This window comes from Nocardia sp. GCM10030253 (assembly GCF_042675075.1).
Lineage (GTDB): Bacteria > Actinomycetota > Actinomycetes > Mycobacteriales > Mycobacteriaceae > Nocardia.
In genome coordinates, this window is the sequence record NZ_JBHTDL010000005.1 from 35,932 (window position 1) to 52,075 (window position 16,144).

Annotated in this window: 9 protein-coding genes; 3 read left to right on the top strand and 6 right to left on the bottom strand. The window is 67.5% G+C overall.

The genetic code is table 11. The annotated features are described in order from the left end of the window. Positions 1 to 32: 32 nt before the first annotated feature. The 3 genes from ACFQZZ_RS08525 to ACFQZZ_RS08535 form a co-directional block, all read right to left on the bottom strand. Positions 33 to 7,358, bottom strand: a complete 7,326-nt coding sequence (locus tag ACFQZZ_RS08525) for an amino acid adenylation domain-containing protein (RefSeq protein ID WP_378676512.1) — start codon at positions 7,356 to 7,358, stop codon at positions 33 to 35. A 237-nt stretch (positions 7,359 to 7,595) separates the two neighbouring features. After that, complete coding sequence (locus ACFQZZ_RS08530; RefSeq protein ID WP_378676515.1) at positions 7,596 to 8,579, bottom strand: DNA-binding response regulator; 984 nt, start codon at positions 8,577 to 8,579, stop codon at positions 7,596 to 7,598. A gap of 74 nt (positions 8,580 to 8,653) precedes the next feature. After that, a complete protein-coding gene (locus ACFQZZ_RS08535; protein WP_378676518.1) occupies positions 8,654 to 9,472 on the bottom strand; it encodes a M23 family metallopeptidase in 819 nt (272 codons plus the stop codon). A 231-nt stretch (positions 9,473 to 9,703) separates the two neighbouring features. Here ACFQZZ_RS08535 and ACFQZZ_RS08540 point away from each other — a divergent pair, with 231 nt between their 5' ends. Next, entirely contained in the window at positions 9,704 to 10,768 is a 1,065-nt protein-coding gene (locus ACFQZZ_RS08540; protein ID WP_378676520.1) for a nitronate monooxygenase, read from the top strand. 68 nt (positions 10,769 to 10,836) lie between these two features. Beyond that, positions 10,837 to 11,229 carry an SCO5389 family protein gene (locus ACFQZZ_RS08545; protein ID WP_378676523.1) on the top strand — a complete coding sequence of 131 codons (393 nt, stop codon included), beginning with the start codon at positions 10,837 to 10,839 and terminating at the stop codon, positions 11,227 to 11,229. Between the two features lie 82 nt (positions 11,230 to 11,311). Here ACFQZZ_RS08545 and ACFQZZ_RS08550 read toward each other — a convergent pair whose 3' ends face one another. The 3 genes from ACFQZZ_RS08550 to ACFQZZ_RS08560 form a co-directional block, all read right to left on the bottom strand. Then, positions 11,312 to 12,949: a long-chain fatty acid--CoA ligase gene (locus ACFQZZ_RS08550; protein WP_378676526.1), complete on the bottom strand. Its 1,638-nt coding sequence runs from the start codon at positions 12,947 to 12,949 to the stop codon at positions 11,312 to 11,314. A 155-nt stretch (positions 12,950 to 13,104) separates the two neighbouring features. After that, positions 13,105 to 14,241, bottom strand: coding sequence for a cation diffusion facilitator family transporter (locus ACFQZZ_RS08555; RefSeq protein ID WP_378676528.1), 1,137 nt, complete (start codon positions 14,239 to 14,241; stop codon positions 13,105 to 13,107). Next, positions 14,238 to 14,633 carry an ArsR/SmtB family transcription factor gene (locus ACFQZZ_RS08560; protein ID WP_378676531.1) on the bottom strand — a complete coding sequence of 132 codons (396 nt, stop codon included), beginning with the start codon at positions 14,631 to 14,633 and terminating at the stop codon, positions 14,238 to 14,240. Before ACFQZZ_RS08560 ends, ACFQZZ_RS08555 begins: the two co-directional genes overlap by 4 nt. Before the next feature lie 298 nt (positions 14,634 to 14,931). On the opposite strand from ACFQZZ_RS08560, the gene ACFQZZ_RS08565 reads away from it, so the two are divergent. Beyond that, positions 14,932 to 16,074, top strand: coding sequence for an acyl-CoA dehydrogenase family protein (locus ACFQZZ_RS08565; protein ID WP_378676533.1), 1,143 nt, complete (start codon positions 14,932 to 14,934; stop codon positions 16,072 to 16,074). Positions 16,075 to 16,144: the final 70 nt, after the last annotated feature.

A 16,144-nucleotide genomic window follows, 5' to 3' on the forward strand; every position in this document is an offset into this window, starting at 1 on the left:
AGAAGCAGATACCGATCGCGAGCCTCTGTTCGTTACCGGCACCCGACCATCAGCAGTTCTTCGAGCAGGACCACCTCGTACGCCTTCCGCGATACCACCGATTCGACCGTCGAGCCGTCATCGAGCACGACAGCCTGGAGGTCCTCCAGCACAGCGGTGTCGATGGCGTCGAGGGTCGACCGATCGGCGAGCAGGTGGGTGACCCACTCATCGGCCAGCGAAGTCACCAGATCGGCTCCGGCGAGCGCGGTGCCGGGCACCACGACGAGCGAGGCGCCGCTCGCTCCCGCGGCCACTACTTCCAGCAGTGCGGCAGGCGAATCCGGTCGCCCGTGCTGGAAGGTGCGGGACTCGACGGTCAGGCCGGTACGGGTGCGCAACCGATCGGTGGCCACCGCCAACTCGTCGTAGGTCATCGTCACGCCGCTGACCGCGACCACCAGGGCCGGATCTTCGCCGCGCAGTACACCGTTGCGCGCCGCGTAGGTCACCGGGCGAGCCGATTGCTCGGTGACCTCGGCGATCACCGCCGCGTCGTCCAGCTGCAGCCAGTCGACACCATCGACATCCACCGGCCGGTGTCCCGCGGTCAGCCCGATCTTGACGACCGGTTCGGCGGGCAGTGGCATATCGGCCGTGGCGACCATGACCAGCGCGGCGCCCGCCTTGAGCACCGCCCACACCGCGACCACCGAGTCGGTGCCGCGGTCCAGCCGAACCGCCACCCCGACACCGGGACCGCATCCATGCCCGATCAGCACCCTGGCCAGGCGCGAGGAGTGGGCATCGAGGTCCTGGTAGGACATTTCGTCTTCGCCCCACACCAGCGCGGGCGCGTCGGGATCGTCGTCCACCGCGACGGCCAGCGCCTGGGTCAGCCTGGTCCCGCCGGAGGCCGGTCCGACGGCACTCGGTGCCGCGACCGGTGCGATACGCATCCGGTCGCGCTCCTCGGCGTCGAGAATGTCGATGTCGCCGACGAGCACCCGCTGATCGGCGGCCACCGCCGCCAAAATGCGAGCCAGCCTGCGACCGAGGGCCTGTGCCGTCGACTCCTCGAAAAGGTCGGCGGCATAGGTGAATATCGCGACGATCTCGCCGGGCTTCCCGTCCTCCAGCAGGCGGGGCTCGACGACGAGCTGCAGATCGAACTTGGCCGCGATCTCGCCCGAATCCAGCGCGCCGACGGTCAAGCCGGGCAGCTCCAGTGTGGGCTGTTCCAGGTTCTGGAAGGCCAGCATCACCTGGAACAACGGGTTCTGCGCCGCCGAACGACCGGGCAGCACTGCCTCGACCACCCGCTCGAAGGGAATGTCCGCGTTGGCGAAGGCGGAAAGATCCGCCTCGCGCGCCCGCAGGAGCAATTCTTCGAAGCTCGCGGTCCGCTCGACGGACGTGCGCAGCGTCAGCGTGTTGACGAACATGCCGACCAGCTCGTCCAACGCCCGCTCACCGCGACCGGCGATCGGTGTGCCGATCGTGACATCCGAACTACCGGAGAGCCTGGCGAGCAGCACGGCCAGCGCCGCGTGCACCACCATGAACAGCGAGGACCGGTGCTCGCGCGCGATGCCGATCAGGCCCTCGTGCACCTCGGCCGGAATGGTGAAGCCGACCGACGCGCCGCGGTTCGACGGCACCGTCGGCCGCGGCCGATCCAGCGGCAATTCCAGTGTTCCCGACACTCCGGCCAGCTGCTCGCGCCAGTACGCCAATTGTCGTGCCGCCACCGAGTTTTCGTCGTCATCGGTGCCGATGACGGCATGCTGCCAGAGCGCGAAATCGGCATACTGCACCGTCAACGGCGCCCAGCCGGGCGCTTCGCCGCCGACCCGCGCGATATACGCGGTCATCAGGTCACGGGCCAGCGGCGCGAGGGACGCGCCGTCGGCCGAAATATGGTGGACCACAAGGACGAGCAGGTGGTCGGCGGCGGTGCCGTCGGCCAGCAGCCGGACCCGAACGGGCACCTGCTCGGTGACGTCGAATCCAGCGGTCACCAGCTCGGTGACGCGGGCGAACACATCCGAGGGGGTCTCGACCGCCAGCCCTTCGGGCAGCACCTCTGCGGCGGTCAGGATCTCCTGACGAGCCTGTCCACCGACACCTGTCGTCGGAAAACGGGTGCGCAGTGCCTCGTGCCGGACCAGCACATCCTCGACGGCGAGACGCAGCGCGGGCACATCGAGTGTGCCTGTCAGCCGGATCACGAAAGGCAGGTTGTACGAAGCAGATTCGGGATCGAGCTGGTTGAGTACCCACATCCGCTGCTGGGCGAGCGACAGCGGAACGAGCTCCGGTCGTTCCGCCTTCGTCAGCGCGGGGCGGGCCGCGCCGTCGCGGCCGACGCCGGGCACGATCCTGGCCGCGAGCGCGGCCACGGTCGATGCCTCGAACAGATCACGCACCGCGACATTGGTTTCCAGTGCGTCGTTGATCCTGGCGACGGCACGGGTGGCCAGCAGCGAGTTACCGCCGAGGCCGAAGTAGTCGTCGTCGGCGCCGACGCGTTCGACGCCGAGTACCTCGGCGAACACGGCGGCGACGATCTCCTCGGACTGAGTCACCGGAGCCCGGAACTCGCGGGCGGTGAAGGTCGGCGCGGGCAGCGCCTTGCGATCGAGCTTGCCGCTGGTGTTCAGCGGGAACGCGTCCAGCACCACGATCGCGGCCGGAACCATATAGGCGGGCAGGACTTCCGAGATCGCGGCGAGCAACTCCTGCTGCTCGATCTGCTGACCCGGCCGCGGCACCACATAGCCGACCAGCTGATCACCGGTCGCCGTCGGCACCACAAGTACTGCTGCCTGACTCACGACGGACTGAGCGAGCAGCGCCGTCTCGATCTCGCCGAGCTCGATGCGCTGGCCGCGGAACTTCACCTGGAAGTCGGTACGGCCCAAATATTCGAGCCTGCGCGGGTTTTCCCGCCATACGACCAGGTCACCGGTGCGGTACATCCGTGCGCCCTGCTCGAACGGGTTGGCCACGAACCGGTCCGCCGTCAGGTCCGGACGGGCCACATAGCCGCGTGCCAACTGGTCACCGGCGAGGTATAGCTCGCCGACCACACCCGCCGCGGCCGGCCGCAACCGCGAATCGAGCACCAATACCTGAGTGTTCCACTGCGGCAGGCCGATCGGCACGGTGGCGAGCTCACCGACGCGAGCAGGCCAGTAGGTCACCGATACCGCAGCCTCGGTCGGCCCGTACAGGTTGTGCACCGTCGCGTCGGAGACCGCCGCCAGTGCGGCCACCGTCTCCGGCGGTAGCGCCTCACCGATCGCGAACACATCGCGCAGCGTCGGGCAGGCGCCGGGCGCGGTGTGCGTCGCGAACACCGTCAGCATCGACGGCACGAAGTCGGTGACTGTGACACGTTGCGCGGCAATCGTTTCCGCGATGTAGGCGGGGTCGCGGTGGCCGTCGTGGGTGGCGACGACCAGCTTGGCCCCGGCGCGCAGCGGCATGAAGTAGCCCCACAGCGACACGTCGAAGGTGGTCGCGGTCTTCTGCAGGTACACGTCGTCCGGACCGAGCGGGTACTCCGCGAGCATCCATTCGATCTGATTGTTGATGGCGGCGTGCGAGATCGCCACGCCCTTCGGCCGACCGGTGGACCCCGACGTGAAGATCACGTAGGCCGGGTTGTCCTGCGACACCGGACGCAGCAGTTCCGCCGCCGCGATCGGGGCGGCGGAGAACCGCTCCAGGTCCACGGCGTCCAGGTGCAACACCGGCGTACCGTCGGCGACCGCGACCGCGTCAGCGGTGGTCGTCAGTACACATACGGGCGCGGCGGTGTCGAGGATGTGTGCGATCCGCTCGGCCGGATGATCCGGATCGAGCGGCACGTACGCACCGCCTGCCGCGACGATCGCGTACATGCCGACGACCAGGTCCAGCGAGCGCCGAACCGCGAGGCCGACCAGCGATTCCGCGCCGACACCCTCGCTGATGAGCAGTCTGGCCAACTTATTGACCCGTGCATCGAACTCGCGATAGGTGAGCTCGGCGCCCTCGTACGCGACGGCCACCGCGTCCGGATGGGCCGCCGCCGCACGCCGATACCCATCGAGCAGCAGCTCCGCGGCGACCGGATGACGAGTGTCGTTCCAATCCACCAGGATTCGCTGCCGCTCCGCCGGCTCCAGCAGCTCGACGGCGCCGACGACCCGCTGCGAGTCGGCGGCCATCGCGGCGAGCACCTTCGTCAGGCGCTGTGCGAACCCGGCCACCGTCGCCTCGTCGAACAGGTCGACCGCGTAGGTGAAAGACGCCGACATACCGCCGTCGTCGTCCCTTGGGACGACGGTGAGCTCGAGATCGAACTTCGCCATCGCGACACCGAGATCGACGCCCGATACCGCGAGGCCGGGCAATTCCAGCTCGGTCTGCGTCATGTTCTGGAAGGTCAGCATCACCTGGAACAGTGGATGCCTGGCCATCGAACGGGCCGGATCGAGCAATTCGACCAGCCGCTCGAACGGCACATCGGCGTGCCCGAAGGCCGCGATATCGGCCCTGCGGAGGTCGGCGAGCAATTCGTCGAACGTCAGGTCCTGATCGACATCGGTACGCAGCACCAGGGTATTGACGAACATACCGATCAAGTCGTCGAGAGCAGCCTCACCACGACCCGCGACCGGAGTACCGATCGCGATATCCCTGGTACCGGACAACCGCGCGAGCAACACCGCGAGCGCGGCGTGCACCACCATGAACAGCGTCGAATTGCGGCTGTGCGCAAGACGGTTCAGCGCGGCATGGGTGTCGGCGTCGATATCGAAGCCGAAGATGGCGCCGCGATTGGACATCACCGCGGGTCGCGACCGATCGGCGGGTAGCTCCAATTGCTCGGGCAGCCCGGCCAATTCACCGCGCCAGAAGTCGATCTGCTTCGCGAGCAGCGACTCCGGGTCGTCCTCTGCGCCGAGCACCTCCCGCTGCCAGATCGCGTAGTCCGCGTACTGCACCGCGAGCGCCGGCAATTGCGGTGCTCCGCCGCGCGCGCGGTCGGAGTAGGCGGAGATCAGATCACGCGTGAGCGGCCCCATCGAGAAACCGTCGGCCGCGATGTGATGCACGATGCACACCAGCACGTGCTCGGATTCGCTCAGCCGCAACACCCGCAGCCGAATCGGCGGCGCGACGGACACATCGAATCCCTCGACGGCCGCGGCGATCACCAGTTCCGGAAGCTGCGCCGGGGTCGTGGTCAGCACGTCGAGCGCCGGTACCGCGCGCGCGTCGTCGACCGGCAGCACGACCTGTGTACCCGCGCCGTCGATCTCCGGGTACACCGTCCGCAGCACCTCGTGGCGGGCCACCAGGTCACGCGCGGCAGCCCGCAGCGCATCGATATCGAGCACGCCCGACAGCCGCACCGCGAGTGGAATGTTGTTGACCCCGCTGGCCGGATCGAACCGGTTGAGGAACCACATCCGCTGCTGCGCGTACGACAACGGAATCTGTTCCGGCCGCTGGCGCGCACGCAGCGCGACGCCGGTGGTGGTGCCGGTGTGCTCCTCGATCAATGCGGCGAGCGCCTCGACCGTCGACGCCTCGAACAGCAGTTGCAAAGGCACTCGGGTATCGAGGGCGAGGCCGATCCGCGCCGCGGCCTGCGCGGCGAGCAGCGAATTACCGCCGAGTTCGAAGAAGTCGTCGTCGGCGCCGACCCGACCCGGGGTATCCCCGTCATCGGGCACCAGCAGCGTCGCGAACACCTCGGCGATGGCCTGCTCGGTCGGCGTCGACGGCGCACGGAACTCCCGTGCCGCGAATACCGGCTCCGGCAGCGCCGCCCGATCGAGTTTGCCAACCGGCGTCAACGGAATCTCGTCAAGCACCATGATCACCGCGGGGACCATGTAGGCGGGCAACGATTCCGAGACATGGGCCGACAGCGCGGCGGTATCCAGCACGGCGCCCGCACGCGGCAGTACGTAGGACACCAGCGCCAGCGCGCCGGACGGCAGCGTCCTGCCGAGGGTCGCGGCGAAGTCGACGTCCGGGTGACCGGTCAGGGCGTTATCGATCTCACCGAGTTCGATGCGTAAGCCGCGGATCTTCACCTGGAAATCGGACCTACCGAGGTACTCGAGCGCACCACCGGCTTCATTGCGACGCACCAGGTCACCGGTGCGGTAGAGCCGACCACCCGGCGCACCGAGCTCCGCGCCGAACGGGCTCGCCACGAAGCGGTCCGCGGTCAGGCCCGGCCGACCGAGATACCCCTGCGCGAGCGCGGGACCGGCCAGATACAGCTCTCCGACCACCCCGGCGGGAACCGGCCGCATGCGCGAATCGAGCACGAAGGCCCCGATGCCCGCGACGATGCCGCCGATGCCGACCGCTTCGCCGGGCAGCATCTGGCCGGTGGTGACCATGACGGTGACCTCGGTGGGGCCGTAGGCGTTGAACATGGTCCTGCCGTCGCGAGCCCAGCGTTCGACGAGTTCGGCGCCGAGCCGGTCGCCGCCGGTCACCACGACCTGGAGATCGGTCAACCCGGCGGGGTCGACGGACTCCAGCGCGCCCGGCGTGATCAGCAGATGGGTCACCCGTTCCCGGCGGAGCAGGTCCGCGAGGTCGACGCCGCCGAACACCGTCGGCGGCGCGATCACCAGCGTCGCTCCGACAGAGAAGGTGAACAACATTTCCATCAGTGAGAAGTCGAAGCTCGGCGAGCTCAGATGCGATACCCGTGAATCACCGGTCACCGCGTACTGCTGGCCGATCGCAGCCAGCCCGGCCAGGCCCGCGTGCGTCACCACGACGCCCTTGGGCAGCCCGGTGGAGCCCGAGGTATAGATGACATAGGCGGGATGGCGCTCATCGATCGGACGCACCCGATCGGCGTAGGAGACAGGGCGTTCGGGGCGGGCGGCAACCTGCTGGGCAACGATCTCGTCGTCCAGCTCGATCCAGTGGACCGAACTGCCGAGCGCCGGACGATGCGCCGAGGTGGTGAGCCCGATTGCCGCCTGCGAGTCGGCAACGATATGGGCAATCCGCTCGGCCGGATACGCCGGGTCGACAGGCACGTAGGCCGCACCCGTCTTCGCGACCGCCCACACAGCGAGCACCGACTCGACCGACCGGGTGATCGCGATCGCGACGATGTCGCCGGAACCGATGCCGCGGTCGATCAGCTCCCTGGCCAGGCGCGATGAGCTCTCGTCCAACTCCAGATAGGTGAGCTCGCGCTGATCGGCGGGGTCACCGGTCGGATTGAAGCGAATCGCCACCGACTCGGCAGCGGACTCGACCGACGCGGTGAGCAGCTGCCCGAACAGGGGGGCGCCCGACCGCCGTCGACGGTTTCCGCGCACAGAACGACGAGCACCATCCATTCGAGTACTTTCACCTCTTCACGTAGAGCACAGCCGCACGACCGCACAATCCCCCACCCAGAGACCAAGGGCTTGACGTCCTGGGCCGGCGCGGCTCGAGCAATCATATAAGCAATGCAATGCACCAAGTCCGGCTCGGCTGTCCGCTGGACCTGCATCGCAACGCCCGTGGCGACCGTTCGACTATCGGCCGGAATTCGTCCTATGTTGCCACCAACATCCAATCCGTGAGCGACTTCACAGCCAACCCCGACGAGTCGCCTGAACACCGGCCTGAAAACGGGTACTGGCACCGAGTCGTTCCAGCAACCGGGCAGTGCGGCGCACCACGGTGCGCCGCGACATTCCGAGCCTGCGCGCGATGGTGTCGTCGGTGGCGCCGAGGCCCATCAGGGTCAGGATCGCCTTGTCCTTTTCATCGAGTTCGTCGGCGGCCGGGTTCACCGAGATCGGCGCGGCCAACGCCCACAGCACGTCGAATGTCTTGATCACCAGTCGCAAGGCCGCGGAGCCGGTGATGCGCAGGCCCATCGGGTCGGGTCGCCGCTCGTCGGCGTGCAACACCAGGCTGGCCCGCTCGTCATCGCTGATGATCAGCTTGAACGGTGGCTCGGGCAGCGTCCGTGCCTGCGCCCCACTGGCATTGGTCGACAGCGCGTGCCGCAGCCGTTCCGGGTCCTGATAGATGGTGTCCTGGTACAGGGTTTGGTAGCGAATGCCCTCGCCGATCCTGGCCCGCTTCAGCTGGAACAGCTGCTGCTCGCGTTCCATGTCGCTGAGATAGGGCCCGCGCTCGATCACCTTGATGCTGCCGCGCGCTGCCGTCTGCATTTCCTCGAAGTCGGCCAGCATCTCCAGCCGCTCGAATACCGGCACCACGGAGCCGTTCGCGCGGGGCGAGCGCCGTACCGACCGAAAGGTCTCGCTGAGTCGCGATGCGGCAGCGTGCATGTGGTTGATGTCCTGCTGCCTGCGTCGAGCCTCGGCCTCCGACAGCGATTCGGGAGCGTGCGCATCCCACAGCGGCTCACCATCGGAGCTGACGAGGCATTCGGCGGCATCGAGGTCGCACAGCACTTTCAGCGAAGCCTCGGCCACATCGGCGGGCACACCCAGATAGCCGGCGATATCGGACAGGCCCGATCGCGGATGATGCACCAGCACGGCATAGGTACGGCCGTGCGGTGATCCAGGCTCGAAGATATCGCCAAGCGCGGTCACCGCCAGAGCCTAACGACCGATTGGGGTTCGCGTGAGTCTCGAGATCCACCGAACATCAAGCCGGGCAACGAAAATCAGTGCGCCGACGGGCCCCACTGCAACGGAACACCCTTGGCAGCCATGTAGGGCAGCGGGTCGATCTTGCTGCCTGCCTGGTCCCAGATCTCCAGGTGCAGGTGCGGACCGGTCGAGTTGCCTCGGTTGCCGACGGTGGCGATGACATCGCCCGCGTTGACCCGCTGACCCTCGTGCACGAGCATCTCGTTCACGTGGCCGTAGACCGCGACGGTGCCGTCATCCTGCTGCACCCGGACCCAGAGGCCGAAGCCCGATGCCGGGCCCGCCTCGATGACGGTGCCGTTGCTGACGGAGTGAATAGGAGCGCCGAGCTGATCGGCGAAATCGACGCCGTAGTGGAACTCGCCCCACCGGCTGCCGTATCCGGAACTGATCGCGCCCGCGACCGGGCGAACCGCGGGGGCCGGAGCGATCTGCTGCTGCGCGCCCTTCAGGATCTGCTCGACCTGGGCCAGCGGACCCGCGATCTCCGGCGGCAGACCACCGATACCGAACGGGGTGGCGATCGGCGCGGCCACCGGCATGGCAACCTGCGGCGCGGGGACGGACTCGGCGACCGGGGTCGCGGCGGCCCTTGCCTCCGAGATCGGCTGCGCGCCGGTGCCCTTGAAACTGATGGGAGCGGCGGCTTCGTCGGCGTCGTGTGAGCCGGGCAGCAGCGGGGCCGCGATAGCCGGGGCAACCTGGGTGGCGGTGCCGAGCAGCGCACTCGCGGCGACCGCGACGCCTGCGGCGACCTTCACCCGTTCGGTAGCGGTCGACTCGGCGCGATGCCGTGTCGGCCGACCCGAAACGCCGTCGCCGATGAGGCTCATGACGGTGATGGAACTGGGGCCTACACGATGGTGCGACAAGGCTGTGTCCTAGCTTCCGACCTACATTGGTGGTCAACGAACACCGCGCCGGGTACCGACCGTTTGTAACGATCTGGCGACTCCGAACTGTGTAACGTTTCGGCATCCGTTGTGATGGGAACTCTACCCCGTCGTGACCATTCCGCAACCTTCTCTTGCGAAATCGCAGGTGGATGCGGGTCACGCGTCCAAATGAGTGACACTGGAACCGTGATCATCGACGAACTGAGCGTCCCGATCGTGCTGGCCCCGATGGCGGGCGGACCCTCCACTCCCGAGCTGACCGCGGCCGTGACCGCGGCGGGCGGACTCGGCGTGCTGGCCGCCGGTTATCTGAGCGCCACCGAGACCGCTGCCCGCCTCGCCGCGACCCGGGCGCTGACCACCGCGCCGTTCGGCATCAACCTGTTCACGCCGGGACCGCCGACACCGCCCGCCGCCTTCGCCGACTATCTGGCCGAGCTCGGCGCGAAGCATGAAGTCGGCACGCCGAAGTACGACACCGACGACTGGGACGCGAAGCTGGACCTGCTTGTCGCGACGCCCGTCGCGGTGGTCACCTTCACCTTCGGTTGCCCGACCGCCGCCGAGGTCGCCCGACTGCACGCCGTCGGGTCGGAAGTATGGGTAACGATCACCTCCGCCGCCGAGGCGCGCATCGCGGCCGAAGCGGGGGCCGACGTGCTCATCGCCCAGGGCGCGGAGGCGGGTGGCCATCGCGCCACCTTCGTCGATCGGGTCGCCGACGACAGCACCGATCCGTTGGGTCTGCTCGCGCTGCTACAGGTCCTCACCCTCGCCGTCGACCTGCCGATCGTCGCAACGGGCGGCATCAGCACCGGCGCGGGCATTGCCGCGACGCTTGCGGCGGGCGCTGCCGCCGCCCAGCTCGGTACCGCATTTCTGCGCTGCCCCGAAGCGGGCACCAACCCGGTGCACCGCGCCGCGCTCGGCGCCGCGACGCCGACCATGCTGACCCGCGCGTTCACCGGTCGCCGAGCTCGTGGCCTGCGCAACCGGTTCATGGATGAGCACAGCGCGACCGCGCCTGTCGCCTATCCGGAAATTCACTACGCCACCGCACCGTTGCGGGCTGCCGCCAGGACAGCGGGCAATCCGGAGGAAGTGAATCTGTGGGCCGGTCAGACGCACGCCCTCACATCCGAGCTACCCGCTGGCGAACTGGTCCACGTGCTGGCCGCCGATACGAAAACCGCTCTGAAAAGGGCACTTTCACGTCGAATCCAGGATTGTTGACAACCACTTTCGATTAGACTGCAGGGGCATCGCACCCGCCATCCACCCCATCCCCGGAGGAGAGCGCTATGTCCCTCGATGTCCCCACCGCACTACTCGAACGCGCCGAACGTGGCGAGGTCGACGACGCGGACTTCGTCGAATGTGTTCGCAATTCATTGCCCTACGCCTGGGAGGTAGTCAGCCGGGTGGCCGGTGAACTGCACTCCGGCACCGAGGAATACGCCGATAATGTGGTTCCCCCGCCGGACGAAGTGGCTCGCGGTCAACTGCTGCGCGCCATGGCCTCCGACGCGATCCGTGGCGGCCTGGAACGGCATTTCGGCATCAAGCTGGCCTTCCAGAACTGCCACCGAGTCGCGGCCTTCCCGCTGTCGGCGGTCGGCGGCGACACCTACAGCACGTTCATCGGAACCCGTGCTCAGCTGTTGAACCAGAGCCCAGAGCTCCGCAACTGCTGAAGATCCGTAACTGCTGATCCGCAGCACCGCATAAGCCCGGCGCGGCAACATATTTCGCCCGCGCCGGGCCCATTGCGTCAGCTCAGGACAGGGTGGTGACCGTCAGGTCGCCGTCGGCGTACTGGGCGCGCAGGCGCTTCTTGTCGAACTTGCCGACGCTGGTCTTGGGCACCTCCGCGATGAAGGTCCAGCGTTCCGGCAGTTGCCATTTGGCGAACTTGTCGGCCAGGAAGTCGCGCAGTTCCTCGGGCTTGGCTTCGGTGCCGTCCCGCAGCACGATGGCGACCATCGGGCGCTCGTCCCACTTCTCGTCCGGGACGCCGATAACCGCTGCCTCGGCCACAGCGGGATGACCCATGACCGCGTTCTCCAAGTCGACCGAGGAGATCCACTCACCGCCGGACTTGATCACGTCCTTGGACCGGTCCACCAGCGTGAGGTAGCCGTTCGGGCTGATTTTGCCGACGTCGCCGGTGCGCAGCCAGCCGTCATCGAACTTGTCCGGATCGACCGAGGACCCGTCCGGCGAGTAGTAGGAACCGGTGATCCACGGTCCGCGAATCTCCAGCTCCCCCAACGATTCTCCATCATTGGGCACCACATTGCCGTCGTCACCGACCAGCCGCGCCTGCACGTTCGCGGGGAAGCGGCCCTGGGTGAAGCGGTAGGCCCACTCGTCCTCGCCGGTCGCCGCGGCAGGCGGGTGCGCGACGCAGCCGAGCGGCGAGGTCTCGGTCATGCCCCACGCGTGCAGGATCTTCACACCGTGCTTTTCCTGGAACGCCCGCATCATCGACGGCGGCACCGCCGAGCCACCGACCACGACCGAACGCAGATGCGTAATGTCCTGCGGCTTCGCGGCCAAGCCGGCAAGCACGCCGCCCCAGATGGTCGGTACGGCGGCGGCGAAGGTGGGCTTTTGCGATTCCATCATCTCCAGCAGCGGCCCCGGCTGCAGGAAACGGTCGGGCATCAGCAGATTCGCCCCGCACATCAATGCCGCGTACGGCAGGCCCCAGGCGTTGGCGTGGAACAGCGGAACGATCGCGAGCACATAATCGGCCTCGGTGAAACCCATGCTGTTCGGCGAGCAGACCTGCATGGCGTGCAGCCAGTTGGAGCGGTGCGAATACACCACGCCCTTCGGGTCACCGGTGGTACCGGAGGTGTAACACATTGCCGCGGCGGATCGTTCGTCGATCACCGGGAAGTCATAGGAGTCCGACTGCGCGGCGAGCAGTTCGGTGTAGGAGTGCACCTGCACACCGGCGGGCGCCTCCAGCGCAGCGGCATCGCCGTTGGCCACGATCACGTGGCGGACCGTCTTCAGGCTCGGCAGATACTGGGCGAACATCGGCAGCAGCGAGCCATCGACGATGACCACCTGGTCCTCGGCGTGGTTGGCCACGTAGATCACCTGCTCCGGAAAGAGCCGGATATTGAGCGCGTGCAGTACCGCCCCCGTCGCGGGCACCGCGATATAGGCGACCATGTGCTCGTTGTTGTTCCACATGAACGTGCCGACACGATCACCGATTCCGATCCCGAACCCGCGCAGCGCATTCGCCAGCCGGGCCGACTCGGCCCCCAACTCGCGATAGGTCATGGTGCGCACATCGGTGCCCGTCCAGGTGGACACGGTGGAATCACCCGCGAACGTCGATGCGTAGCGCAGCAAAGTCGCCAGCGACAACGGCTCGTCCTGCATGGTGCTCAACATCGGAACTCCTTTTTCTTCGGTGGCTGGTCTACCGGCACACCGACCATGAGCCACATCACATCGGCGATGCTACCGAACAGTAGGCCCCGTGCGGCGTGCCGATTGGAAAACCGCGCACCACCTATTCATAGGCGATCGCCATGAGTCTTGCGCGGTCAGCCGGAATGCGCTGGGTAGGCGTGAACCAGGGCGGTATCCAGCTTGGGGACCGCGTGGGTGAGCGTGTGCTCGGCGCCGTGCGCCACGCGGTGCGCATCGGCGAGGGAGGTGGTCGGCGCGATGTCCAGCTCGACATCGGCATGCAGCCGATGGCCGATCCAGCGCATCCGGAGGCTGCGCACGCCGAGTACCCCAGGTTCGGCGACCAGCGCCTGCTCCGCGGTGGCCACCAAATCCGGTTCGACACCGTCCATCAAGCGGCGGAACACATCCCGGGCGGCCGTGCGCATAACCGCCAGAATCGCGACGGTGATCAGCAGGCCGACAATCGGATCAGCCAACGGGAACCCGAGCGCGACACCGGCGACTCCGAAAAGCACTGCCAGCGACGTGAATCCGTCGGTTCTGGCATGCAAGCCGTCGGCAACGAGCGCGGCTGAACCGATCCGCCGCCCGACCCGGATCCGATACAGCGCCACGGTCTCGTTTCCGAGGAAACCGATCACTCCCGCCGCGGCAACCCACCCGAGATGGTCGATCCGCACCGGATCGATCAGCCGCCGAACCGCCTCGTACCCGGCGATAATCGCCGACAACGCGATCATGGCGACCACGAACAGCCCCGCGAGATCCTCGGCGCGCCCGAATCCATAGGTATAACGCCGAGTAGCCGCCCGCCGCCCGAGCGCGAACGCAATCCACAACGGCACCGCGGTCAACGCGTCGGAAAAGTTGTGAATGGTGTCCGCCGCCAACGCCACCGACCCGGACACCGCCACGATCAGCACCTGCACCACCGCGGTCAACCCGAGCACGCCGAGACTGATCTTCACCGCCCGAATGCCGACCGCACTGGCCTCAAGCGCATCATCGACACTGTCGGCCGCGTCGTGACTGTGCGGCGCGAAGATCTCCCGCACGATCCCCCGCAGTCCACCGGGGTGAACGTGGTCGTGCGCGTGGTCGTGGTCGTGCGCGTGTCCATGCGCGTCTTCGTGCTCCTGCGTGTGACCGCGCCCCTCCCCGTCAGTGTGCGTGTGCCCGTGTCTATTTCGGCTCGCGAACCGGCCATGCCGTGGCACGTGCTCCAGGCCGAGCCCGTGCCAGCGGGAACCATTGCGCTGGTGACTCATTCCGACACCGCCCGATCCCGAGCAGGCAACTCGCGCACCGCACTGATGCCGCGATGGTGCGGCGGCACACCGGGACCCGCGTGTTCGGCGTTGTAGACCGCGTCCACGACCAACTGCCGGACGTGTTCGTTCTCCAGGCTGTAGAAGATCGTCGTCCCGGCCCGCCGAGGTCGGACCAGCCGCGCCATCCGCAGTTTGGACAGGTGCTGCGACACCGACGGCGCGGGCTTTCCGATATACCCGGCCAGATCGTTCACCGACAGCTCCCGATCCACCAGCGCCCACAACACCTGGACCCGAGTCGGATCGGCCAGCATCCGAAACACCTCGACAACCAGCCCCACCTGGTCCTCCGCGAGCGGCGGTGGCAATGGCTCGTTATCTGCATTCATACGCAGATAATAGATCATCCAGCCAGGTCCCGGTACTCACTCGTCCCTATCGGACCGGTGCGCCGGCGACACCCCCTGGTGGCCTCCGACAGACCGGTCCGCCCCAGTTCGAACAGCCCTGTCATAACCCGTACGGCGCAACTGCGCCAGCCGACCGGCCGACGGGTATCCGAATGAGACAAAACAATTCGCCAGACCCGGCCTCGAGCGCAAGACCCCCTAGGCGACCTGGCCGCGGATATCCGGCAGGACGGACCTGCCCTGCGCGGGGTCGGCGGGCTGACGGTAGAACAGGGGCATGGCTGTTGAACGGATGCTGCCGACGCCGGAGGCGCGGGCTCTGCTCGAGTTGACTCGCGATATCGCCGACAAGGTGCTCGAGCCTCGGGTGGTCGAGTGCGAGAAGACCGGGACGTTCCCCGACGGGGTCTTCCCCGCGCTGGGTGCGGCGGGGCTGCTGAGCCTGCCGTATCCGGAGGAATTCGGTGGTGGCGGGCAGCCGTACGAGGTGTACCTGCAGGTGCTCGAAGAGTTGGCGAGTCGATGGGCCGCGGTGGCGGTGGCCGTCAGCGTGCACAGCCTGTCCTGCCATCCGTTGTTCGTCTTCGGCACCGACGAGCAGAAGCAGCGTTGGCTGCCGCAGATGCTGTCGGGCGAAACCGTCGGCGCCTACAGCCTTTCCGAAGCGCATGCGGGCTCCGATGCGGCCGCGCTGCGGTGCCGGGCCACCGCGGTGGACGGCGGATACCGGATCAACGGCACGAAGGCCTGGATCACCAACGGCGGCCGCGCCGACTTCTACTCCCTGTTCGCCAGGACCGGCGAGGGCACCCGCGGCATCTCCTGCTTCTTGGTCCCCGGCGACACCGAGGGACTGAGCTTCGGCAAGCCAGAGGAGAAGATGGGCCTGCGCGGGATTCCGACAACCACCGCCGCCTACGACGATGCCCTGCTGCCCACCGACCGACTGATCGGCGAAGCGGGACAAGGACTTTCGATCGCATTCAGCGCATTGGACTCGGGCCGTCTCGGCATCTCCGCGGTCGCCGTCGGTCTCGCCCAGCGCGCCCTCGACGACGCGGTGGCCTATGCCAAGGAGCGAGAAGCGTTCGGCCGCCACATCATCGACCACCAAGGCCTCGGTTTCGTGCTCGCCGACATGGCCGCCGCCGTCGATTCGGCTCGCGCCACCTACCTCGACGCCGCCCGGCGCCGCGACGCCGGACTCCCCTACTCCCGCCAGGCCAGCGTCGCCAAGCTGATCGCCACCGATGCCGCCATGAAAGTCACCACCGACGCCGTCCAGGTCTTCGGTGGATATGGCTACACCCAGGACTTTCCGGTGGAGCGCTATATGCGCGAAGCCAAGGTCATGCAGATCTTCGAGGGCACCAATCAGATCCAGCGCCTCGTCATCGCCCGCCAACTCGCGGGCCGCTGACGCCTGTCGTGGCCGAAAATGTTGATTCGGCGTCCTGGAATGTCTTCGCGCCCGCTGACTGTCCGTTTAG

What these genes read in the sequence shown, in the direction of transcription:
- ACFQZZ_RS08535 (WP_378676518.1), bottom strand. Translation starts at nt 9,472, where the DNA reads ATGAGCCTCATCGGCGACGGCGTTTCGGGTCGGCCGACACGGCATCGC.
- ACFQZZ_RS08565 (WP_378676533.1), top strand. Translation starts at nt 14,932, where the DNA reads ATGGCTGTTGAACGGATGCTGCCGACGCCGGAGGCGCGGGCTCTGCTC.
- ACFQZZ_RS08525 (WP_378676512.1), bottom strand. Translation starts at nt 7,358, where the DNA reads ATGGATGGTGCTCGTCGTTCTGTGCGCGGAAACCGTCGACGGCGGTCG.
- ACFQZZ_RS08545 (WP_378676523.1), top strand. Translation starts at nt 10,837, where the DNA reads ATGTCCCTCGATGTCCCCACCGCACTACTCGAACGCGCCGAACGTGGC.
- ACFQZZ_RS08540 (WP_378676520.1), top strand. Translation starts at nt 9,704, where the DNA reads ATGAGTGACACTGGAACCGTGATCATCGACGAACTGAGCGTCCCGATC.
- ACFQZZ_RS08550 (WP_378676526.1), bottom strand. Translation starts at nt 12,949, where the DNA reads ATGTTGAGCACCATGCAGGACGAGCCGTTGTCGCTGGCGACTTTGCTG.
- ACFQZZ_RS08560 (WP_378676531.1), bottom strand. Translation starts at nt 14,633, where the DNA reads ATGAATGCAGATAACGAGCCATTGCCACCGCCGCTCGCGGAGGACCAG.
- ACFQZZ_RS08555 (WP_378676528.1), bottom strand. Translation starts at nt 14,241, where the DNA reads ATGAGTCACCAGCGCAATGGTTCCCGCTGGCACGGGCTCGGCCTGGAG.